The organism is Rhodoferax sp. OV413 (assembly GCF_900104385.1).
In the GTDB taxonomy this organism is placed as follows: domain Bacteria; phylum Pseudomonadota; class Gammaproteobacteria; order Burkholderiales; family Burkholderiaceae_C; genus Rhodoferax_B.
This window is the reverse complement of record NZ_FNJA01000001.1, coordinates 1,543,802-1,566,960: the sequence shown is the minus strand read 5'-3', so window position 1 is coordinate 1,566,960 and position 23,159 is coordinate 1,543,802. Positions and strand designations below refer to the sequence as shown.

At 64.7% G+C, this 23,159-nt stretch carries 18 protein-coding genes; 13 read left to right on the top strand and 5 right to left on the bottom strand.

Features of this window, described 5'->3' with window-relative positions:
* The first annotated feature begins 27 nt into the window (after positions 1 to 27).
* From BLT66_RS07175 to BLT66_RS07130, 10 genes are all read left to right on the top strand, one after another.
* Positions 28 to 1,293, top strand: a complete 1,266-nt coding sequence (locus tag BLT66_RS07175) for an ABC transporter substrate-binding protein (protein ID WP_092756896.1) — start codon at positions 28 to 30, stop codon at positions 1,291 to 1,293.
* Positions 1,294 to 1,327: 34 nt separating this feature from the next.
* On the top strand, positions 1,328 to 2,197 hold the full coding sequence (locus BLT66_RS07170) for a branched-chain amino acid ABC transporter permease (RefSeq protein ID WP_092756895.1): 870 nt from the start codon (positions 1,328 to 1,330) through the stop codon (positions 2,195 to 2,197).
* Positions 2,198 to 2,342: 145 nt separating this feature from the next.
* Positions 2,343 to 3,362, top strand: coding sequence for a branched-chain amino acid ABC transporter permease (locus BLT66_RS07165; RefSeq protein WP_255406796.1), 1,020 nt, complete (start codon positions 2,343 to 2,345; stop codon positions 3,360 to 3,362).
* Positions 3,359 to 4,069, top strand: a complete 711-nt coding sequence (locus BLT66_RS07160) for an ABC transporter ATP-binding protein (RefSeq protein ID WP_092756893.1) — start codon at positions 3,359 to 3,361, stop codon at positions 4,067 to 4,069. The genes BLT66_RS07165 and BLT66_RS07160 overlap by 4 nt, the downstream gene beginning before the upstream one ends.
* A gap of 1 nt (position 4,070) precedes the next feature.
* Positions 4,071 to 4,775 carry an ABC transporter ATP-binding protein gene (locus BLT66_RS07155; RefSeq protein WP_092756892.1) on the top strand — a complete coding sequence of 235 codons (705 nt, stop codon included), beginning with the start codon at positions 4,071 to 4,073 and terminating at the stop codon, positions 4,773 to 4,775.
* A gap of 43 nt (positions 4,776 to 4,818) precedes the next feature.
* Positions 4,819 to 5,586: a putative hydro-lyase gene (locus tag BLT66_RS07150; protein ID WP_092756891.1), complete on the top strand. Its 768-nt coding sequence runs from the start codon at positions 4,819 to 4,821 to the stop codon at positions 5,584 to 5,586.
* A gap of 48 nt (positions 5,587 to 5,634) precedes the next feature.
* Complete coding sequence (locus BLT66_RS07145; RefSeq protein ID WP_092757056.1) at positions 5,635 to 6,609, top strand: TRAP transporter substrate-binding protein; 975 nt, start codon at positions 5,635 to 5,637, stop codon at positions 6,607 to 6,609.
* 9 nt (positions 6,610 to 6,618) lie between these two features.
* Entirely contained in the window at positions 6,619 to 7,152 is a 534-nt protein-coding gene (locus BLT66_RS07140; protein ID WP_092756890.1) for a nuclear transport factor 2 family protein, read from the top strand.
* A gap of 37 nt (positions 7,153 to 7,189) precedes the next feature.
* Entirely contained in the window at positions 7,190 to 10,786 is a 3,597-nt protein-coding gene (locus BLT66_RS07135; RefSeq protein WP_092756889.1) for a hydantoinase B/oxoprolinase family protein, read from the top strand.
* Positions 10,787 to 10,832: 46 nt separating this feature from the next.
* Positions 10,833 to 12,407 (top strand): methyl-accepting chemotaxis protein, encoded by a 1,575-nt coding sequence (locus BLT66_RS07130; protein WP_092756888.1) that lies wholly within the window; start codon positions 10,833 to 10,835, stop codon positions 12,405 to 12,407.
* A 96-nt stretch (positions 12,408 to 12,503) separates the two neighbouring features.
* Here the strand turns inward: BLT66_RS07130 and BLT66_RS07125 are convergent, their stop codons facing one another.
* The 4 genes from BLT66_RS07125 to BLT66_RS07110 form a co-directional block, all read right to left on the bottom strand.
* Positions 12,504 to 13,316 carry a class I SAM-dependent methyltransferase gene (locus BLT66_RS07125; protein WP_092756887.1) on the bottom strand — a complete coding sequence of 271 codons (813 nt, stop codon included), beginning with the start codon at positions 13,314 to 13,316 and terminating at the stop codon, positions 12,504 to 12,506.
* Positions 13,317 to 13,449: 133 nt separating this feature from the next.
* Entirely contained in the window at positions 13,450 to 13,917 is a 468-nt protein-coding gene (locus BLT66_RS07120; protein ID WP_092757055.1) for a CHRD domain-containing protein, read from the bottom strand.
* 116 nt (positions 13,918 to 14,033) lie between these two features.
* Positions 14,034 to 16,148 (bottom strand): sensor domain-containing protein, encoded by a 2,115-nt coding sequence (locus tag BLT66_RS07115; protein ID WP_092756886.1) that lies wholly within the window; start codon positions 16,146 to 16,148, stop codon positions 14,034 to 14,036.
* Between the two features lie 94 nt (positions 16,149 to 16,242).
* Positions 16,243 to 16,731, bottom strand: a complete 489-nt coding sequence (locus tag BLT66_RS07110) for a hypothetical protein (RefSeq protein ID WP_092756885.1) — start codon at positions 16,729 to 16,731, stop codon at positions 16,243 to 16,245.
* Positions 16,732 to 17,222: 491 nt separating this feature from the next.
* Between BLT66_RS07110 and BLT66_RS07105 the strand changes: the two genes are divergently transcribed.
* Both BLT66_RS07105 and BLT66_RS07100 read left to right on the top strand, forming a co-directional pair.
* A complete protein-coding gene (locus tag BLT66_RS07105) occupies positions 17,223 to 17,732 on the top strand; it encodes a DUF1993 domain-containing protein (protein ID WP_092756884.1) in 510 nt (169 codons plus the stop codon).
* 168 nt (positions 17,733 to 17,900) lie between these two features.
* Complete coding sequence (locus tag BLT66_RS07100) at positions 17,901 to 18,851, top strand: tRNA dihydrouridine synthase (protein WP_092756883.1); 951 nt, start codon at positions 17,901 to 17,903, stop codon at positions 18,849 to 18,851.
* 69 nt (positions 18,852 to 18,920) lie between these two features.
* Here the strand turns inward: BLT66_RS07100 and BLT66_RS07095 are convergent, their stop codons facing one another.
* Positions 18,921 to 21,749, bottom strand: coding sequence for a putative bifunctional diguanylate cyclase/phosphodiesterase (locus BLT66_RS07095; RefSeq protein WP_143029156.1), 2,829 nt, complete (start codon positions 21,747 to 21,749; stop codon positions 18,921 to 18,923).
* An 803-nt stretch (positions 21,750 to 22,552) separates the two neighbouring features.
* Here BLT66_RS07095 and BLT66_RS07090 point away from each other — a divergent pair.
* Entirely contained in the window at positions 22,553 to 23,038 is a 486-nt protein-coding gene (locus BLT66_RS07090; RefSeq protein WP_092757053.1) for a Spy/CpxP family protein refolding chaperone, read from the top strand.
* Positions 23,039 to 23,159 lie beyond the last annotated feature (121 nt).

Sequence of the window (23,159 nt, the reverse complement as noted above, 5' to 3'; positions counted from 1 at the left end):
ACGTCATGTCTCACGAGGAGTTTTGTTATGAAAAGTTCGTTCAAATTTCGGCTGGCTGCAGTGTTGGTAGGTGCCGGTATTACCGCCAGCGCGCAAGCCCAGCAAGAGGTCAAGATCGGGGTGATCTACCCACTGACCGGCCCAGGTGCTGCCGTCGGTGCCGAGCTGCGCAGCGCGCTGGAGCTGGCGGCCGACATCATCAACAACGGCTCGCCCGGCATTGCCGATTTGCCGTTCGCCGCTGGCAAAGGCTTGTCGAACCTGAAGGGGGCCAAGATCAAGCTGGTATTTGCCGACCACCAGGCAAATCCGCAAACCGGCGCGTCCGAAGCCGAGCGCCTGATCACCCAAGAAAAGGTGGTGGCCATCGTCGGCGCCTACAACAGCGCCGTCACTGCCACCGCCAGCCAGGTAGCCGAGCGTGCGGGCGTGCCGTTCTTGAACCCCGAGTCGTCGTCGGCATCGCTGACACAGCGCAACTTCAAATGGTTCTTCCGCATCACGCCGCACGACGACCTGTTCGTGCACAACGCCTTTGAGTTTTTGAAGGAGCTGGAAGCCAAGAAGGGCATCAAGCCCGGCGTGGTGGTGTCGCTGAACGAAAACGGCTTGTGGGGCACCGAAACCACCAAGCTGCAGACCAAGCTGGCGCCCGAGTACAAGCTGAACCTGGCCAAGCAGGTGATGTACCCGGCCAAGACCACGCAGCTGACCTCCGAGGTGCAAACCCTGAAGGCTGCGAACCCGAACCTGGTGCTGCAGTCCTCGTACACGGCCGATGCGATTCTGTCGATGAAGACCTACAAGGAACTGGGCTTCCTGCCGGACATGATCCTGGCCAACAACGCCGGCTTCACCGACACCGACTTCGTCAAGACCTTGGGTAAGGATGCCGAGTACGTGATCACCCGTGAGGTCTGGGCGTTGGACCTGGCATCGCGCAACCCGCTGATCAAGCAGGTGAACGACTTGTTCAACAGCCGCTACAAGATCAACTTCACCGGCAATTCCTCGCGCACCTTCACCGGGCTGATGGTGATGGCCGATGCGATCAACCGTGCGGGTTCGACCGAGCCGGAGGCCATCCGCAAGGCGCTGGTGGCTACCGACATCCCGGGCAGCAAGCTGATCATGCCCTGGAAGGGTGTGAAGTTCGACGCCACCGGCCAGAACGTCCTGGGCCAGGGCATCCTGACCCAGATCGTCGACGGCAAGTACAACACCGTCTGGCCGTTCAGCTTGGCGACCCGTGACGTGGTCTGGCCCATGCCCAAGTGGGACCAGCGCAAATAAACCTGCGTTGACCGCCCCGTTCTGAAAGAAAACTATGACCACGGAAATTCTGCTGCAGACGCTCGCCTCGGGTGTGCTGATCGGACTGATTTACGCGCTGGTGGCGATTGGCCTGACGATGATTTTCGGCGTCATGGACATCGTGAATTTTGCGCACGGCGAGTTCCTCATGCTCGGCATGTACTCGACCTTCTGGCTGTTCTCGCTGTATGCGCTGGACCCGATGATCACGCTACCCCTGACGGTGATCATGTTGTTTGCGTTCGGCGTGCTGCTATACAAACTGGTGATCGTGCGCATCATCAATGCGCCCATGCTGTCGCAAATATTCACCACTTTCGGCATCATGATTCTGCTGCGGGGCGTGGCCCAGTTTCTCTGGAAGCCAGACTTTCGCTCCATCGAGAAATCGTCCGTCAGCGGCTCGGTCAAGCTGCTGGGCATACAGCTGGGCACGCCACAGCTGGTGGCCGGCCTGGGCGCGATTGTGGTGACCAGCCTGGTCTACTTCTTTCTGAACCGCACCCGGCTGGGCGCGGCGCTGGAGGCCACGGCCTCCGACAAGGAAGCCGCCCGTTTGATGGGCATTGATTCACACAAGATGTTCGCGCTGGCCTGGGGCATAGGCGCCGCTTGTGCGGGGGCTGCGGGTGGCCTGCTGGCGACCTTCTTCCCGATCTTTCCTGACGTAGGCGCCAGCTTCATTCTGTTGGCCTTCGTGGTGGTGAACCTGGGCGGCTTCGGCAGCGTGTCGGGCGCCTTCTGGGCCGGCATTCTGGTCGGCGTGATCGAGGTCATGGGTGGGCTGCTGCTCGGCCCGCAGTACAAGACCGCCATCGTGCTGGTGCTGTTCCTGGCGGTGCTGATGTTCCGCCCCCAAGGCCTGATGGGCAAGAAGGCATGAACTTGTTGCACACCCCCAGGCTTCGCGCACTGCGTGTCGCTACTCCCACCCCCTTGCAGGGGGCAACACCAGCGGCCTGGCAAAGCCAGTTCCGCGGTGTTCTTGAGAAACAAACGCCCGGGCTGTTTATGCCGATGGAGCAAACATGATGAAAAGCTATTTGATGATCGGGGTTGCGCTGCTGTGCGCAGTGGCCTTGCCGAGTCTGGTCGATGCCTCGCATCTGAACACGGTGATCCTGGTGCTGATGGCTGCGCAGCTGGGCGTGGCCTGGAACATGGTGGGCGGCTATGCCGGCCAGGTGTCGCTGGGGCACGCGGCCTTCTACGGGCTGGGGGCTTACACCTCGACCGTGCTGCTGATCAACTTTGGGGTGAATCCCTGGCTCGGCGTGCTGGCCGGTGGGCTGGTGGCTGCGCTGTTGAGCCTGGCCTTTGGCTGGTCGTGCTTCCGGCTCAAGGGCCACTACTTTGCGATGGCCACCATCGCCGTGGCCGAGTTGGTGCAGATTTTCTTCACCGAATGGGAATATGGCGGAGCTGCCGTGGGCTTGTATGTGCCCATGGACAAGCATGGCTGGCTGTGGATGAACTTTGCCACCAAGCTGCCCTACTACTGGCTGGCGCTCGGCCTGCTGCTGCTGACCCTGGCCGCCAACTGGTGGATAGAGCGCAGCTACCTGGGCTACTACTTCCGCGCCATCAAGGACGAGCCGGATGCGGCGCGCAGCATCGGCATCAACATCGCCCGCTACAAGCAGGTGGCCTTGACGGTCAGCGCCTTCTTTACCGCGCTGGGCGGTAGCCTGTACGCCCAGAAGGAGCTGTATATCGACCCCGGCTCAGTGCTGAGCACGGCGCTGTCGATCAAGATGGCCCTGGTGTCTATCCTGGGCGGTGTCGGCACCTTGTTCGGGCCGGTGGTGGGCGCGGTGATCCTGACCAGCATCGAAGAGTTCTCGCGCATCCTGTTCGGCGGCAGCGGCCGCGGTACCGACGTGATCATCTACGCCAGCCTGATCGTCTTTGTGGCGGTGTTCTACCCCACGGGAGTGCTTGGCTGGTGGAGCAGCTTCAAAGAGCGCCGCGCCGCACGGGCCGATGCATCCCGCCAGATCGCCGCCCATGCGGCCACGGCACAACCCACCGGCAAGGAGGCCGTATGAGCTTGCTGGAAGTCAAACAGGTGAGCAAGCGCTTCGGCGGGCTCACCGCCAACCAGGACGTGTCGTTCAGCGTGGATGCGGGCACCGTGGTCGGCCTGATCGGCCCCAACGGCGCAGGCAAGACCACCATGTTCAACTGCGTGGCCGGCTACTACGTGCCCAGCGCGGGCAGCATCCAGCTGGACGGCCGAAACATCGGTGGTTTGCCCCCCGAGGCCTGTGCCCGTGCCGGCGTGGCGCGCACCTTCCAGGTGGCGCGCACCTTCACCAGCATGACAGCCTGCGAGAACGTGATGGCTGCCGCCATGCTGCTGCAGCACAACGTGGCCAAGGCGCGCACAGCGGCCATGGGCTGGCTGGCGTTTGCCAACCTGCAGCGCTTTGCCGACAAGCCGGCCGCCAGCATGACTATCAGCGAGCAACGCCGCCTGGCCGTGGCCCGGGCGCTGGCTATCGAGCCGAAGATCCTGCTGATGGACGAGGTGATGGCAGGCTTGAACCCGTCCGAAGTGCGCGAGGCCGTCGACGTGGTGCTGAAGATCCGTGACCGCGGAATCGCCTGCCTGATCGTCGAACATGTGCTGGAAGGCATCATGCCGATTGCCGACAAGATCGTGGTGCTGGACCGGGGCGTGAAGATCGCCGAAGGCACGCCGCAGCAGGTGTCGAACGACCCTGCGGTGCTGACCGCCTACCTGGGAGACTGAGATGCTAGAAATCACCAATCTGAAGGTCTGTTACGACGATGTGCTGGCCATCTCCGATGTCAGTTTGAAAGTCGAGCCCGGCAAGATCGTCGCCATGGTCGGCGGCAACGGCAACGGCAAGTCCACCACCTTGCGCGCCGTGGCGGGGCTGAACGCCGCGGCCGCGGGCAGCATTACTTTCAACGGCCAGCCCATCCACCGCATGCCGGCGCACAAGCGCGTGCCCCTGGGCTTGTCGCTGGTGCCCGAAGGCCGACGCTTGTTCCCGGGCCTGACGGTGCTGCGCAATCTGGAGCTGGGCGCGTTTACCCGGCTGGACAAGCACGAGGTAAAGAGCGGTATTGCCGAAATGCTGGACCTGTTCCCCATCCTCAAGGAGCGTGCCACGCAGCTGGCCGGCACCATGAGCGGTGGCGAACAGCAGATGCTGGCCATTGCCCGCGGCCTGATGGCCCGCCCCAAGCTGCTGATGCTGGACGAGCCCTCCTGGGGCATTGCGCCCAAGTTCGTGACCAAGGTGCTGGACGTGATCCAGCAGGTCAACGCGACGGGCGTGTCCATCCTGCTGGTGGAGCAAAACTTGCAGAAAGCCCTGGGTATTGCCCACTACGGCTACGTGATCCAGACCGGCCGCATTGTGATGCAGGGCACGGGCCAGGAGCTGCTGAACGACGAGCGGGTCAAGAAGGCCTACCTGGGCCTGTAACCCTTAGCTTGTGACCCTTACATTGATACAAAGTACTGTTGCCATGACCCCCCCATTGAATACCCCCGCCGGCCTACGGCTGGCCTCCCGTAGCGGCCAGTTTGCCGAACCCACCGCCGGCTGCGCGCCTGGCTACATCCAGGCCAATATGATGATCGTGCCGCAGGCCCAGGCCTTCGACTTTCTGCTGTTCTGCCAGCGCAACCCCAAGGCCTGCCCGCTGGTGGAAGTGCTAGGCCCAGGGCAGGTCGAACCCGCCTGCGCGCCCGGCGCCAGCATCGCCACCGACTTGCCCGGCTACCGCGTGTACCGCGACGGCGAACTTGTCGAAGAGAGGAGCGACATCTCGGCGCTCTGGCAAGACGACTTCGTGACCTTTCTGATCGGCTGCAGCTTCTCGTTCGAGTCGGCCGTGATGCAGGCCGGCATACCGCTGCGCCATGTAGACCAGGGCCGCAACGTGGCCATGTACCGCACGAACCTGGCCTGCGCGCCGGCCGGCATTTTCCAGGGCCCGACCGTGGTCAGCATGCGCCCCATCAAGAGCCGTGATGTGGCCAAGGTGGTCGAGGTGTCGGGCCGCTTTCCGCTGGCCCATGGCGCGCCGCTGCACATCGGCAATCCGCAGGCCATCGGCATCCAGGATCTGGCCCGGCCCGACTACGGCGACGCGGTCGACATACTGCCCGACGAGACCCCGGTGTTCTGGGCGTGCGGCGTCACACCCCAGGCCGTGGCCCAGGCCAGCCGCCTGTCGCTGTGCATCACCCACGCGCCGGGCAAGATGTTCGTGACTGACATCCTGGGCTGAGAGCCCAGCAGCCCACCGCCGCCCCCAACCATGTTCCGCGAGGCCCCTATGAAGCAAGTCTGGAAAGCCGCACTGTGTGCGGCAGCCCTTGGCCATGCGGCCCTGGCTGGCGCGCAGACCAGCTGGAAGCTGGCCTCGGGCTACCGCGCGGAATCCTTCCAGGTGGAAAACCTGGCCCAGTTCGCCAAGGATGTGGCAGCGGCCACCCAGCAGCAGCTGAAGATAGAGCTGCTGCCGAACGGCCAGGCCTTCAAGCTCGGTGAGATCCGCCAGGCGGTGGAAGACGGCCGCCTGCAGGCCGGCGAAACCATCATGAGCGGCATGGTGCAGGACATCCCCTTGGCGGGCGCCGACTCCGTACCCTTCGTGGTGGGCTCCTACCAGGACGCGCAGCGGCTGTGGCAGCTGCAGCGCCCGGTGCTGGCTGCCAAGCTGGCCGAGCGCGGCCTGAGCGTGCTGTACGCCGTGCCCTGGCCGCCGCAGGGCCTGTATTCCACCAAGCCGATCCGCTCGCTGGCCGACCTGCGCGGCGCCCGCATGCGCAGCTACAACCAGACTACGCTGCGCATTGCCGAGATGCTGGGCGCCAAGCCGGTCGACGTGGCCATGGCCGATGTGGGCCAGGCGCTGCAGGACGGCCGGGTCGACAGCATGATCACCTCGGCCGTCACAGGCGTGGAGAACAAGGTCTGGGGCGCTATCCATTACTACTACGACATCAATGCCTGGTTCCCCAAGAACCTGGTGTTTGCCAGCACCAAGAGCCTGGACGCCTTGCCCGCCGAGGTCCGCGCCCAGCTGCTCAAAGCCGCTGCGCTGGCCGAGCGCCGGGGCTGGGCCAGCAGCGAGGCCGAGGCCCGCACAGCCGTGCAGACCCTGCAAGCCCATGGCATCAAGCTCGACCGCCTGCCCGCCGATATGGAACGCGACTTGCGGCGCATGGGCGAACGATTCTCCCGGGAATGGGTGCGCAGCATGGGCCACGAGGCCAGCTCCATCTTCGTCCCGTATTACTTCAACTGAGCCATGCTTATGACAACACCTGCTGACGCCATTGCGGCCTATCTGCGTGCCAAGGATGGCAACCACCCGCACCTGCTGGCACAGGCATTCACCGAAGATGCGACGCTGACCATGGACGTCCGTACCGGGAACATTGCGTTTCCGCCCGTTTCGGCGGGGCGTGAGGCGATTGCCGAAGTCCTGGTGCGGCGCTTCGCGCAGACCTATGAGAACGTCTACACCGTATGCCTGGCGCCGCCGCCGCAGCGGCCGACCGACACCTTCCGCTGCGATTGGCTGGTCGCCATGACAGAGAAAGACAGCCGCGCCGTGCGCGTGGGTTGTGGCCGCTACGACTGGCACTTTGCCCCAGCGTCGCAGCTGGCGGACCGCCTGCTGATCACCATCGAGGCCATGCAGTCATTGCCGGCACAGGAACTCGGTGCTGTCATGCACTGGGTGTCCGGTCTCGCCTATCCATGGTGCAGCCTCCAGGTTGCCATGCAGGACGCGCCGGCTTGTGTAAGCCCCGTTCTTGCATACCTTGGCCGAGAAGCCGTTTAGCCCATCCATCACGTTCAACTTTCAACCTTTAAAAATCATGCAAGACAACATCTCCAAACCAGGTGGCGACCGCTGGCAATTCTGGATCGACCGTGGCGGCACGTTCACCGACATCGTGGCCAAGCGCCCCGACGGCTCGCTGACCACCCACAAGCTGCTCAGCGAAAACCCCGAGCAGTACAAGGACGCAGCCGTGGCCGGCATCCGCCATCTGCTGGGCCTGCAGCCCGGCGAGCCGGTGACGCCGGAGCTGGTCGAGTGCGTGAAGATGGGCACCACCGTGGCCACCAATGCGCTGCTGGAGCGCCGCGGCGAGCCGACGCTGCTGGTCACCACCCGCGGCTTCCGCGACGCGCTGCGCATCGCCTACCAGAACCGGCCGCGCCTGTTCGACCGCAACATCGTGCTACCCGAGCTGCTGTACAGCGCGGTGATTGAAGCCCATGAGCGCGTTGGCGCACAGGGCGAGCTGGTCGAGGCGCTGGATGAGCTGCTATTGAAAAAGGAGCTGCTGGCGCAATACGCAAAAGGGCTGCGCAGTGTTTCGATCGTATTCATGCACGGCTACCGCTTCACCCTGCACGAGCAGGCGGCCAAGCACATCGCGGCCGAGATCGGCTTTACCCAGATCAGCACCTCGCATGAAACCAGCCCGATGATGAAGTTCGTCAGCCGTGGCGACACCACCGTGGTCGACGCCTATCTGTCGCCCATCTTGCGCCGCTATGTCGAGCAGGTGGCGCATGAGATGCCGGGCGTCAAGCTGTTCTTCATGCAGTCCTCCGGTGGGCTGACGGATGCGAATGTGTTTCAGGGCAAGGACGCGATCCTCAGCGGTCCGGCCGGCGGCATCGTCGGCATGGCGCGCACCGCGGCGATTGCCGGGCACGAGAAGGTGATCGGCTTCGACATGGGCGGCACCAGCACCGATGTCAGCCACTACGCCGGCGCCTTCGAGCGCGAGTTCGAAACCCAGGTGGCCGGCGTCCGCATGCGCGCGCCGATGATGAGCATCCACACCGTGGCGGCCGGCGGGGGTTCGCTGCTGAAGTTCGACGGCGAGCGCTTCCGCGTCGGCCCTCAGAGCGCCGGCGCCAATCCCGGCCCGGCCAGCTACCGGCGCGGCGGCACGCTGGCGGTGACCGATGCGAATGTGATGCTGGGCAAGGTGCAGCCGCGCTACTTCCCCAAGGTGTTTGGCCCCAACGCCAACGAGGCGCTGAGCCTGGAGGCCGTGCAAGCCCAGTTCGCCGTGCTGGCCGACCAGACCGGCCGCCAGTCGGAGGAAGTGGCCGAGGGCTTCATCGACATCGCGGTGCAGCAGATGGCCAATGCCATCAAGAAGATCTCGGTGGCGCGCGGCTACGACGTCACGCGCTACACCCTGCAGTGCTTTGGTGGCGCCGGCGGCCAGCATGCGTGTTTGGTGGCCGATGCGCTGGGCATGACCAAGGTGTTTGTGCACCCCCTGGCCGGCGTGCTCAGCGCCTACGGCATGGGCCTGGCCGACCAGAACGTGATCCGCGAACAGGCGGTGGAGCTGGCGCTGGACGAGTCGAACCTGCTCAGCATCACCGCCCGGCTCGAAGTGCTGTCCGGCACCGCCGAGGCCGAGCTGCAGCGCCAGCAGGTCAGCGCCGGCGCCATCCGCACCCAGCGCCGCGTGCATGTGCGCTACGACGGCAGCGACACCGCCTTGGTGGTGGCCTTTGGCACGGTGGCGCAGATCCAGGCCTGGTTTGAAGAAGCCTACCGCCAGCGCTTCGCCTTCCTGATGCAGGGCAAATCGCTGGTGGTGGAAGCCGTGTCGGTGGAATCCGTGGTGGCCGGCGATGCACCCGCCGAGCCGCGCCACACGGTGTACGACCCGCGCCCGGTGCCCAGCCGCGAGACGGTGCGCATGTATTCGGGCGGCCAGTGGCACGACGCACTGCTGGTGGTGCGCGAAGACCTGCGGCCCGGCGACCAGATCCCCGGCCCGGCCATCATCGCCGAGAAGAACGCCACCACCGTGGTCGAGCCCGGCTGGACCGCCACTGTGACGGTGTTTGACCACTTGACGCTGGAGCGGACTGCGCAGCGTGCTATTAAATTCGCAGCGGGCACCACGGTGGACCCGGTGCTGCTGGAGGTGTTCAACAACCTGTTCATGAACATCGCCGAGCAGATGGGCCTGCAGCTGCAGAACACCGCTTACTCGGTCAACATCAAGGAGCGGCTCGACTTCAGCTGCGCGCTGTTCGATGCCGATGGCAACCTGATCGCCAACGCGCCGCACATGCCGGTGCACTTAGGGTCAATGGGCGAAAGCATCAAGACCGTGATGCGCGAGAACGCCGGCAGCATGCAGCGCGGCGATGTGTACGCGCTGAACGACCCCTACCACGGCGGCACCCATCTGCCCGACGTGACGGTGATCACCCCGGTCTACCTGGACGGCAAGGTGGCCTTCTACGTGGGCAGCCGCGGCCACCATGCCGACATCGGTGGCACCACGCCAGGATCGATGCCACCGTTCTCCACCCGCATCGAGGAAGAGGGCGTGCAGATCAACAATTTCAAGCTGGTCGACGGCGGCGTGCTGCGCGAGGCCGAGATGGTGGCGCTGCTGCAAAGCGGCGAATTCCCCAGCCGCAATCCGGCGCAGAACCTGGCCGATATGCGCGCCCAGATCGCCGCCAACGAGAAGGGCGTGCAAGAGCTGCGCCGCATGGTCGAACAGTACAGCCTGCCGGTGGTGCAAGCCTATATGCGCCATGTGCAGGACAACGCCGAAGAATCCGTGCGCCGCGTGATCTCGCGCCTGAAAGACGGCCAGTTCACCCTGCCGCTGGACAACGGCGCGCAGATCCAGGTGGCGATCCGCGTCGATGCCGCTAACCGCAGCGCGGAGGTGGATTTCACCGGCACCAGCCCGCAGCAGACCAACAACTTCAACGCACCCACCGCGGTCTGCATGGCGGCCGTGCTGTATGTGTTCCGCACCCTGGTGGACGACGACATCCCGCTTAACGCCGGCTGCCTGAAGCCGCTGAACGTCATCATCCCGCCCGGCTCGATGTTGAACCCGAACCCGCCGGCCTCCGTGGTGGCGGGCAATGTGGAAACCTCGACCTGCATCACCAATGCGCTGTTCGGCGCGCTGGGCGTGCTGGCCGGCGGGCAGTGCACCATGAACAACTTCACCTTCGGCAATGCGCAGCACCAGTACTACGAAACCATCAGCGGCGGCAGCGGCGCGGGCGAGGGCTTCGACGGCACCAGCGTGGTCCAGACGCACATGACCAATTCGCGCCTGACCGATCCCGAGGTGTTCGAGTTCCGCTTCCCGGTGCGGCTCAATAGCTTCGAGATCCAGCCGGGCTCGGGCGGCGCCGGCCGCTGGAAGGGTGGCAACGGCGGTGTGCGCCGGGTGCAGTTCCTGGAACCCATGACGGCCAGCATCCTGAGCAATGGCCGGGTCCACGGCGCCTTCGGCATGGCCGGTGGCCAGCCCGGCCAGGTGGGGCTGAACCGTGTGGTGCGCGCCGACGGCCGGGTGGAAGAACTCGGCCACATCGGCCAGGCCGAGATGGCACCGGGCGATGTGTTCGAGATCCACACGCCGGGCGGCGGTGGCTTCGGCCAGGCCTGATCCGGCTCCGCGCAAACTTCCCACCACCTGTTCCAGAAAGTTGGCCATGGCCTTGCAACTCACGTTCCGCCAGCGCATTGCCGCGCTGGCCATCACCGCCATTGCCGGCCTGGTGGCGCTGACCCTGGCCCAGGCGTTTGCGGCTGGCAGCGACGCGGCCACCAGCCGCCGCGAGCTGCTGCAGGCCTCGGTCGAGTCGGTCTACCAGGTAGCCGCTGGCTACGCGGCCAAGCAGGCCGCCGGCAGCATGACCCAGCAGCAGGCGCAGGCCGCCGCCATCGCCGCGATCCGCGAGGCGCGCTTTGGCGGTGACGACGGCAAGCGCGAATACTTCTACATCTGGGCCATGGAAGGCATCAACGTGATGCACCCCTTCAAGCCCGAGTGGGCGGGCAAGCAGCGGTCTGAAAACGTGAAGGACGGCAATGGCGAGATGATTGTGGTCAACATGATCAACGCCGCCCGCGCCGCGCCGAACGGCCGGGCTTTTGTCGACACCAACTTCCCGCGCCCCGGCGGCACGGTGCCGGTGCCCAAGCTGCAGTACGTGATGCAGCTGCAGCCCTGGGGTTGGATGATCGGCTCGGGCCTGTACATGGACGACCTGCAAGCCGTGGTGCGCCAGAAGATCGTGCTGACCCTGCTGCTCGGCGGCCTGGTGGTGCTGGTGGTCGGCGCGGTGGCCTGGCGCGTGAATCGCACGGTGATGGCCCAGCTGGGCGGCGACCCGGTGCAGGCCCAGCGCGCGATGGAACGCGTGGCCCTGGGTGACTTGTCCGGCGCGCTGGCGCAGGCACCTGCCGGCAGCCTGCTGCACAGCCTGGAGGGAATGGTGGTGTCGCTGCGCAGCCTGGTCGGCGGCATCCGTTTGTCGACCGACAGCATCTCCACCGCCAGCACCGAGATCGCCACCGGTAACTTCGACCTGAGCCAGCGCACCGAGACCACGGCCAGCAATCTGCAGCAGGCTGCGGCCTCGCTGGAGCAGCTGACCGCGACCGTCCGCAACTCGGCCGATTCGGCCCAGCGCGCCAACCAGCTTGCGTCTTCGGCGGCTGCGGTGGCCGCGCGCGGTGGCGTGGTGGTGTCGGAAGTGGTGGCCACCATGGAAGACATCCACAGCGCATCCAAGAAGATCGCCGACATCATCGGCGTGATCGACGGCATCGCGTTCCAGACGAATATCCTGGCGCTGAACGCGGCGGTCGAAGCGGCCCGCGCCGGCGAACAGGGCCGGGGTTTCGCGGTGGTGGCCTCCGAGGTGCGTAACCTGGCCCAGCGCTCGGCCCAGGCCGCCAAGGAGATCAAGAGCCTGATCGGCGCCTCGGTGGAGCGCGTGGGCTCGGGCAGCCGACTGGTGGGCGACGCCGGCCGCACCATGGGCGAGATCGTCACATCGGTGCAGCGGGTGTCCGACATCATTGGCGAGATCACCGCTGCGGCCGCCGAGCAGTCGACCGGCATCGCCGAGGTCAACGCCTCGGTCACCGCGCTGGACCACATGACCCAGCAGAACGCCGCCCTGGTGGAGCAGAGCGCGGCGGCCGCCGATTCGCTGAAAGAGCAGGCCCTGGGTCTGGCCGGGATGGTGGGAGCTTTTCGCCTGGAGCGGCTGGCTTAGGGGACCGCCGGCTACGGCTTCTGGAATTGCGAAAATTTACGGAAAAAGAGCCGCTGGCGCATATAAATCCTGCGCAAACAGCTATCGATTTGCTAGCTAATGGCCGGCAACCACTACGTGCGCAAACATGGGGAAGCTGACAGCCTCCGCATCGCTATAGGCCCGCAGCACGGGTGTCACATCGGCGCGCACCGCCTCCACCAGCGCAGCCCGTTCGGGCGCGGCAAGCTGCGCAAACGCCGGTATGGCCGCGGCCGAGCTGGTAACGGCCAGCGGCACGAAGCGGCCCGGGTCGGGGAAGCGCATGTTGGCGGTTTCGGCCACGGTCTGCACCGCAGTGAATCCGGCAGACCGGCACAAGGCCTGCAGCGCTTCTGAGTCGCCCAGGACGAACGGGGTGGCCACCGCCGCCACCGGCAGGGCCAGCTGGCGCGCCACGGACTGCATCAGCGCTTCAAATACCGGGTGCAGCGCCAGCGGCTGCAAGACCATCAGCACGGCCCGGCCACCGGGTGCCAGCACGCGCCGCATTTCGCGCAGGGCGGCCGCGCGGTCGGGGAAGAACTGCAGCCCGTGCTGGCACAGCACCCGCTCGAACGCGCCATCCGCGAAGGGCAGGGCCAGGGCATTGCCTTCCTGCCAGTCAATTACCGCCCCGGCAGGCGCTGGCAGCGCGCGGGCCACGGCCAGCATGGCGGGGGTCATGTCCAGCGCCACCACCTGGCCCTGCGGCCCGACCCGGGGCGCGGCCTCGCGGGCCACGATGCCGGTGCCGCAGGCGATATCCAGCAAGCGCTCTCCCGCTTGCGGCGCGGCATGGCGCAGCAGGATCTGCGCCCAGGGGTGGAACATGGCGGGCACGAAGTACTGCTCGTACATCTCGGCCGGATTCTTGGGGGCAGGGTCCATGGCGTTCTCCGGTGCTGGCCGCAGCCCAGGTGGGCCTGGCGGGGCGTGATTGTTCGCCTTTTCCCCTGCGCTGTCTGAAAACAGATGTAATGGCTTGCTAGCGCAGGTAGATACTGCGCTGGCAGCTATTCATTCAGTAGCGAGAGGCGCCACCTGCGGACGGCAGCATCTGGCCGCGGATCTCGCCGCCCTTGTTGGCGGCAGTGTGCACATTGGCGTACCACTTGCCGGCCAGCAGGTCGGCGGCCTGGGCGGGTGTCAGCGTGGCCTGGCCTTCCAGCGGGCTGGTGGTGCCGGTGAACGGTACGACCACGCCGGCGTTCGAGCCGGCGACGGCCGGGCCGTGGAAGTGGGCGGCCGTGGCCGGGCCAGTCAGACCCGAGAAGCTGACCTTCCAGGTCAACAGGTTGGTGTCTTTGTTGAGCCAGGCTTCGGCGGTGCCGGTACCCGGCGATGCGACCGCAGGCACCTCGTTGGCGCCGGCCAGCTGGGCGCTCAGGCGCACGGTGTTGGACGGCTTCATGGCGCCACAACCGGCGAGGCCCAGGGCCAGGGCGCTGGCCACGAAAAGCGACTTTGAGAAGTTACGGCGGGTGTCCATCATGTGGGTCTCCTGTTTGGATGCGCTTGTCGCGCGGGACGCCATGGCAGCCGGCTGCCTCGCCAGAGCCAAATCAGTCTAGCACCGCGGCGCCAGTCTGGCATGCGACTTCTAGCCTAAGCCAGTTGCGCCTCAAACACCTCGATAGGCACCGCCGGGCCAAAAAGCACGCCCTGGAACAGCTGGCAGCCCTGTTGCTCCAGGAAGGCGCTTTGTGCCTCGGTTTCCACCCCTTCGGCAATCACCTCCATCTCCAGGATCTGGGCCATGGAGATGATGGTCTGGATAATGCTGGCATCGCTGGGCTTGACGCCGATGTTGCGCACAAACGACTGGTCGATCTTCAATTGGGTGATAGGTAGCTGGGTCAGTATCGACAGCGAGGAATAGCCGGTGCCGAAGTCGTCCAGCGACAGCTGGACGCCCAGCGCGCGCAAGGCCTCCATCTTGCGTACCGTGTCGCTCACGTCCAGCAGCACGCTCTCGGTCACCTCTAGTTTGAGCAGGGTCGGGTTGACCGCATGGTGTTCCATGGCCTGCCGCACCTGGGACACAAATTCGGCCTGGCGAAACTGGCGCGCGCTGACGTTGATGGCCAGCCGCAGCTGCTGGGTCTGCGGCTTGTCTTCCCATTCCTTGAGCTGGGCGCAGGCGGCTTCCAGTACCCACTGGCCTATGGGCAGGATCAGCCCGGTTTCTTCAGCCAGGGTGATGAACTCCGCTGGCGCAACAAAGCCCCGCTCCCCATGGGGCCAGCGCAGCAAGGCCTCGGCACCTACGGTTTTGCCTTTGCGGTCCCTTTGCGGCTGAAAGTACAGCTGCAGATGCCGCTCTTCCAGGGCCAGCCGCAGCTCGTTTTCCAGGGCGACATGCGAGTTCAGCGCGGTCTGCATCGCCTGGTCGAAGAAGCGCAGGGTATTGCGGCCGGCCCGCTTTGATTGGTACATGGCGAGGTCGGCATGCTGCAGCAGGTCGGGGCCGCTTTCGGTATGCGCATACAGGTCGATGCCGATGCTGGCCGAGCAATGGAACTTGTGCCGGCCGAACACATAGGGTTGGGCCAGTACCTCGATGATCTTTTCGCCCAGCTGCTGGGCCTTGGCGGCGGATTCCAGCCGGTCAGTGTCCAGGTCTTCCAGCAGGATGGCAAATTCGTCGCCACCCAGCCGGGCCACGCTATCTCCTTCGCGCACGGTGCGGCGCAGGCGGTTGGCCGCTTCGACCAGCACCAGGTCGCCGGCCTCGTGGCCCGCGCTGTCGTTGATCTTCTTGAAATTGTCCAGGTCGATGAACAGCAGTGCGCCATACAAGCCGCTGCGCCGGGCCGCGGCCAGTGCCTGGTTCAGCCGGTCCTGCAGCAGGCGGCGGTTCGGCAGCTGGGTCAGCGCGTCGTGGTAAGCCATGTGGGCTATCTGGTCTTGCGCGCTCTTGCGGGCCGTGATGTCGATGAAGCTGGCCACGTAGTGGGTGACTTCGCCCGCCACGTCCAGGACGGTGGACAAGCTCAGCCATTCGACGAAGAGGCTGCCGTCCTTGCGCCGGTTCCATATCTCGCCGTGCCAGCAGCCCTTTTCCTTTAGCGCGGCCCACATCGCCTGGTAGAAGGCCTTGTTGTGCCGGCCCGAGCTCAGCAGCCGCGGCGTCTGTCCTTCGGCCTCTTGTGCGGTATAGCCGGTCAGCTCGGTGAAGGCGCCGTTGACCTGCAGGATCACCTGGTTGCGGTCGGTGATGAACATGCCGGACAGCGACTCGAAGGCCACCGCCGACACCCTTTGCTTGGCCTTGGCGGCGCGGCTTTCGGTCAGATCAAAAATCACCGCCCGGCGGTTCAGCAACTGGTGTGCGTCGTCCAGGTGGTCGCTGACGCTGAGGGATATCGGCATGCTGATGCCGTCGCGGCGCACCAGCTCCAGCTCGAGCTCTGCCACTGTGGAACGTAGATGCGGGTGCGCAAAATAGGCACGGAATTTATCCTGGCTGGTCGGGGTCAGGAAGTCGACCAGCTTCTTCTTGCCAATCACCTCATCGCGCGTATAGCCGAGCCAGGCCAATTCCAGCGCATTGATGGACTTGTAGGTGCCGTTGGCGTCCAGCGAATGGCTGCCAAAGGGCACGCGCTCGAACAGGCCGTTGATTTCGTTTTCTATCGCCACCAGCCGGCTGGCCAGGCTGGGATTGGTGATGACCGCCCGGGAGCCGTTGGTATAGGTGGTGATGGTCGACTCCCCCATGGTGCGCTACCTGTAGTCAGGCCCCTGCATGCATGCGTGCCGGCATTGCTGTCGGGCGATGGAGGTTGCTATGTGGTCCATGGGGAGAGGGGCTCTACTTGCGCACCGTGCGCGCAATGGCGGCTGCTTCGTTGGCCATTTTGGCGGCGGTGGCCGCCGCCGCGGTGGCGCGCGAGGTGGCGTTGGCCGCTTCCGCCGAAGCCTGGAGCGCAGTTTCTTCGGCCTGGAATGCGGCTGCCGATGCCGCCGCTGATGCAGCTGCCGATGCGGCTGCCGCAGCTTCCGACGCCGCCAGGGCGGCCAGGCTGGCGGCTTCGGCCGCGGCTTCGGTGGCATCAATCACCAGCCTGACGGATGCCGCCTTCGCAGCGTCGGTCGCGCTTTTGCTGGCCAGCGCCGACTTCTCGGCAGCCAGGGCTGCCCGGGTGGCGGCCTCCAGCGCGTTGGCGGTCAGGTTCTTCATCGATTCCAGCGCATGCGTGTAGCGCTTGTTGACCACCAGATAGCCTTCGCGCAGCGAATGCATCTCGCTTTCCAGCTCGGCCAGCTTGGCGTATATTTTTTTCTCTGAGTCCGAGACCATGGTGGCTCTCCTCTATCCCTCGTTTGAACCGATCTGTAGCGCGCTTGACGCGTACGCCCCCTACGCATCCATAGCGCGTATTTCAGTCATTTTGGCACCAATCGGCGTGAATTTCGAATGTGCATACATACTAGGTTGTGCGTGTCGCACGCCGCTGGCCCCGGCGCGGCAGGCGACCCCTATCGAGTGTGGGCTTTCTCACGGCAATCTGCATAGTGCTTGTACCTGGCCAAGTCGCGTGGACGGCTACTGGATTTTCAAGTAAAAAAGACCTGTAGCGCTTATCCAACCAGCGCAATAAGCTATATTTAAGATAGCAATACCGGCGCAGCGCAGTCCCGCCGGTGATTCTGCGTATGGTCGAAAAAATGCAGTTTCAAAGAGGGTCTATGCGCAGCCCCACGCCACCCGAACATGGCAAATGGCACTGCCAGCCCGAGGCCAGGCAGAACCCCGTAGACTCCTGCTTCTTTGACCAACCCTGAAACCCCATGTCCCTCTCTCTCTACCAAGCTTCCATCCCCTTGTTCACCCAGATCCTGGGCGGTCTGAGCGCCGTGCTGCGCAAGGCCGAGGCCCATGCCACCGACAAGAAGATCGACCCTAACGCGCTGCTGCAGGCGCGCTTGTTCCCCGACATGTTCCCGCTGACCCGCCAGGTGCAGATCGCCGCCGACTTCGCCAAGGGCGCCGCTGCCCGCCTGGCCGGTGTGGACGTGCCTGCGTATGAAGACTCTGAGGTCAGCTTTGCCGACCTGCAGGCCCGCATCGCCAAGACCCTGGCCTTCATCCACAGCGTGCCGGCTGCCGACATCGACGCCGGTGTGGACCGCAGCATCGTGCTGCGCGCGGGCACGCCGAACGAGAAGACCTTTGTTGGTACCTCGTACCTGTTGAACTACACCTTGCCGCATTTCTTCTTCCACACCACCACGGCTTACGACATCCTGCGCCACAACGGCGTTGAGGTTGGCAAGAAGGACTTTGTCGGCAGTTACTGAGCACACCCCCAGGCTACACGCTGCGCGTTTTCGCCAACCCCCTTGCAGGGAGGGGGCGATACCAACGGCCCGGCGGAGCCGGTTCCGTGGTATCTCTGGGAGGAGAGGCGTCGTCGGCGTCTATTGCCTTCGCTGGCCTGGTTTTGAACCCATGTTGAATAGCCTCTGATGCAGCTCCTCCTTGCCCCGATGGAGGGCTTGCTCGACTTCGTACTGCGCGACATTCTGACGCGGGTGGGTGGCATCGACCGCTGCGTGTCGGAATTCATCCGCGTCACCAATACCTTGCTGCCCGAACGGGCGTTTGTCCGCGTAATACCTGAGCTGCTGAACGGCGGCCGCACGCTGGCCGGCGTGCCGGTGCGCGGCCAGCTGCTGGGCTCGGACCCGCAGTGCCTGGCCGAGAACGCGGCACGGCTCGCCGGGCTGGGGCCGGCCGGTATCGATCTGAATTTTGGCTGTCCGGCCAAGGTGGTGAACCGCCACGGCGGCGGCGCAGCCTTGTTGGACGAGCCCGAGCTGGTGGCCCGCATCGTGGCCGCGGTGCGCAGCGCGGTGCCGGCCGGCCAGCCGGTATCGGCCAAGATGCGGCTGGGCTTCAACGACGACAGCCGGGCCGTGGAGTGCGCGCTGGCGATTGCCGAAGCCGGCGCCGACGAGCTGGTGGTGCATGCCCGCACCAAGGCCGATGGCTACCGCCCGCCAGCCTACTGGGAGCGCATCCAGGATATCCGCGCTGCCGTGCAGATTCCGGTGGTGGCGAACGGCGAAATCTGGACCTTGGACGACGCGCTGCGCTGCCGCCAGGCCTCGGGCTGCGACACGCTGATGCTGGGCCGCGGCATGGTCACCGACCCGGGTCTGGCGCTGGCCATCCGGGCGAACGGCGCGGGGGCCGACGCAGTGCCTTTGCCGTGGAGCAGCCTGCAGCCGCTGGTCGGTGCGTTTTGGCAACTGGTTTGCAATCAGCTGGAGCCGCGCCAGCGCGCTGGCCGGCTCAAGCAATGGCTGAATTTCATGCGCCGCCGCTACCCCGAGGCGGAGCTGGCTTTCCAGGCGCTGCGCACCGAGACCGACCAGGCCAAGGTGACGGCCTGGCTGCTGCAGAATAATTGCTAAAAAGTGGCTGCAGTGCAATGGATACCAGCGCTGGTAGCTATCAAAAATATAGTATTTTGAATGGCCGACTTACATGGCTTTTTCGGCAGCGGCCACCGATAGCAGGGTGGCCAGGTGGCTGGCCAGGCTGCTTTGCAGTTCCAGCAGGCTGGCGATGCCGGCGGTGAACGACACCACCTCGCCATCGATCTGCAGGCGCAGCAGCGCCATGCCCTGGGTGCGCAGGCGCTGCAACACCGGCCCGACCGCGATGAATGCTGGCAGGTGGCCGTACAGCGACTTGCCGCGCAGGGCATACCAGGTGCTGAAGCTGGCAGGGTAGGCGGCGGGCGCTTCGGCGACGGCCTGGGCCGCGGGTTGGGCCACGATGCGGTTGACCCAGATGCGGTGGTCGTGCTCGGCCAGCAGCAGCGGAAAGTCGGCCTGCTCCCATTGGGTCGAGCCCCAGGCGCGCCAGGCTTCGGCCGGCACATAGCTGGCGGCCCAGCGGGCCACGCTGTCGGCGGCCATGGGGCGCGAGATGCCGTAGCCCTGGGCCAGGTCGCAGCCCAGTTGCAGCAGCAGCAGGCCGTGCTCCACGGTTTCCACCCCTTCGGCCACGACCCGGCGGTCGAAGGCCTTGGCCAGGCCGACGATGGCGTCCACCAGGGTCAGGTCGTCGGGGTCGTCCAGCATGTCGCGCACAAAGGTCTGGTCGATCTTCAAGGTGTTGGCGGGCAGGCGCTTCAGGTAGGCCAGCGAGGAGTAGCCGGTGCCAAAGTCGTCCAGCGCAAACTGCACGCCCAGCTGCTGGCAGGAGGCCATCACATTGCGCATGTGCTGCACGTCTTCCAGCGCGGCGGATTCCAGAATCTCCAGCTCCAGCTTGTGCGGCGACACCTGGGGGAATCCGGCCAGGATCTCGCCGAGCCGGGCCACGAAGTTGGAGCGCTGGAAGTGCCGCGCCGCAATGTTGACGCTGACCGCCCAGTGCAGGCCCTGCGCAGCCCACAGCTGCATTTGCTGCAGCGCCTGGTGCAGCACCCATTCGCCGATGTCGATGATCAGGTCGGTGTCTTCCACCAGCGGCAGGAAGTGGTAGGGGCCGACGATGCCCTGCTCGGGGTGCTGCCAGCGCAGCAGCGCCTCCATGCCGAAGATCTTGCCGGTGCGCATGTTGACCTTGGGCTGGTAGTACAGCCGCAGCTCGCCGTCTTGCAGTGCCTGGGCGATGCGCGCGCGCTGGTCGTGGTGGGTTTGCACCTCCTGGTCGTGCTGGGCGTCAAACACATGGAAGCGGTTGCGCCCGGTCTGCTTGGCCTGGTACATGGCCTGGTCGGCGTGGCGCAGCAGGGTTTCCAGGTTCGCGTCGAGCTGGGTATCGTCGCGCGGGTAGATGGCGATGCCGATGCTGGCCGTGAGGTGGATGTTTTGGCCGTCCAGCAGGTAGGGGGCGGACAGCGCTGTCTGTACCTGCAAAATATGTTCGGTGACTTGGGCCAGATCGTTCTGGTCTTTAAGCAACAGCACAAATTCGTCGCCGCCCAGGCGGGCCAGGCCGTGGTCGTCGCCGGCAAACGCGGCCAGCCGCAGGGCCACTTTTTGCAGCAGGCTGTCGCCGCAGGCGCCGCCGTAGCGTTCGTTCAAGGCCTGGAAATGGTCCAGGTCCAGCAGGCATACGGCCAGCAGCTTGTGATGGTGGCGCGCTTGCAGGATCGCTAGGTTGAAGGGCTCCTGCATGGCGGCGCGGTTGTGCAGGCCGGTCAGCAGGTCGTGGCCGATCTGCCAGGAGATTTCCTGGATCAGCTGGTGCTTTTCGCTGACATCGCGGAACACCAGCACGCAGCCGACGGCGCTGCCATCGGTCTGGCGGATCGGGGCAGCGGTGTATTCGATGGCGCAGCGCTCGCCCGAGGGCTGCAGCAGCACCTGGTTGCTGGCATGCACCACGCCATCGGTCAGGTGCAGCGGGGTAGGGCTGTTCCTGCCGGCCAGGTGGTGCACATCGTCCAGCAGTTCAAACACTTCTTCCAGCGGCCGGCCCTGGGCTTGCTGCTGGCTCCAGCCGGTCAGCTGCTGGGCCATGGCGTTGCTGGTTTCGATCAGGCCGGCGAGGTTGGTGGTGATCACGCCGTCACCGATGGAGGACAGCGTGACCTCGGCGCGTTCCTTCTCGGTCCGCAGTGCGGCCTGGGTTTGCTGCAGGGTGCGCACCAGGCTTTGTACTTCGCTGGCCATGTCGTTGAACACCTGGGCAAAGGCCCGGGCTTCGCGGGGGCCGCTCACCGCCATGCGAAAGCCATGGGCGCCGCTTTTGAATTGCTGGGCCGCATCTGCCATTCGCCGCAGCATGCGGTTGGTGGCCTGCAGGATCAGCCCGAGCAGAAAGAACACCGTGAAGATATTCATGCCGGTGACCCAGAACTGCGCGGCCACCACGCGCCACACACTGTTGATCGACTCGACAGTGCTGGTCTGCAGCGTCAGCTCACCCGGCTCGGCGTTCGGCTGCGGCACCACCAGGCGTGCGGTCACCGGGGCAATCGTGACCAGATGGGTAAACCAGGCGGGGTACTGCGCGCGCAGCCCATCGGGCGCGTGGGCCGCCACCTGCTGTGCGCCCCAGCGCCATTGGATGGACGCCAGGTTGGGATTCGCCTGCAGCTCGGTGTCCAGCAGCTTCTGCAATGCGGGCAGGTCGTTCAGCTGCGAGGGCAGAGGCAGCACCTCGCGCAAATAGCGCTGCACCTGCGGCAGCTCCAGCGCGATCTGCTGCTGGGCCGTGGTGGTTGCGGCGGCCATGAGCAAATGGTATTTGGCCGCGCTGAACGGCACGATCAGCACCAGTATTGGCAGGAATAAACGGGTGCGGGCGCCCAACGCCTGCCATGCGCGAACGACTTTTCGGATCAAGAGCATGGCGGGTGGGCTACATAAGAATCTGGAATGCCCGAAGTTTTATCACATAAGGTGTTACTTTTTGTAAACATTTATAGTTTTATCCCCCATTCGGTGGTAGTTCTGCCCGCAGGGCACGCCATCCAGCGGCAATCCGTGGAAGGCCAGGCCGGCACACCATTGCTACAGGAGCAAAAACCTGGTTTTACGCTTATACGGCCTGCGCAAGACGCTATTGAAATAAAAGTGAACCACGGCCTTGGCACCCAACGGAGCACGCGAGCAAGTGGCTGGATATTCAGATACCAACCCCTTACCACCCACCGCACAGCGGATCCCGTGCCTCATTTGTAGGTGCTGCCCACGCCTGGAAAAGCTCTGAAAAAGAGCCTTGCCGTATCTGCCAGGTTCAGACCACAGGCCTGCAGCGGGGACGACTGGCCTATCTGTCGCCGCGGTGGAAGTGTCTTGGGCCTATCAAATAAATCATATTTATTGCATCGTTAACGAATGATAGCTATTTCTCTTGCATGCAAGGGGACGGTTGCCCAGAATATGGGGCTGAACTAATCATATTTATCAAATAACTGCAGAAATACGCGGTATTTCGCTCCACTTATCTGTGTAAAGAATCGTCACAGCTTCCAGCCATTGCTTGCATGTTTATGAGTGAAACCAGGCTTTCACGCATATTCCACCTGCGCAGGCAGCTATACAAAAAATAGCGAACGACATAAAACGACATAAACCGATACCGCGCAGAGAAGACCCGCAGCGGGTGTGTCGGCACCATGGCTATCTTGTTCAACCTACCGGATACCACCATGCGATTTCGCCTTCCTAGAACCCTCAAGCGCGGCCTGATCGGGCTGCTGGGCACCACTGTTTTGCTCGGGGGGCTCAGCGCTTGCGCCGGCCGCCAGGAGCACGGCTGGGGCGGCCCTATGAACGAGCAGCGCTCGGCCGAGTTCCGCGGCAAGATGATCGAGAAAGTCGGCAAGAAGCTGGAGCTGAACGATCAGCAGAAGCAGTTGCTCGGCGTGCTCAGCGACAAGCTGCAGGAGCAGCGCAAGGCCTTGCTCGCCGGCGGAGCCGACCCGCGCGCCGAGATCCAGGCGCTGGTCGCCGGCCCGCAGTTCGACCGCGCCAAGGCCCAGGCCCTGGTCACCGAGAAGACCGAAGCCCTGCGCAGCAAGAGCCCCGAGGTGGTTGCCGCCGCCGCCGACTTCTTCGACGCCCTGAACCCAGCGCAGCAACAGCAGGTGCGCGACTTCATGCAGCACCGTGGCGGTCGGTTCCGCCACGGCTGATATGACAATAGGCCATGCCCAGTAACTATTCACCTCTCAGCGTTCAGACAGAACGTACGCCACCCAGAGATGCCGTGGAACCGGCTTTGCCGGGCCACTGGCATCGCCCCCTGCAAGGGGG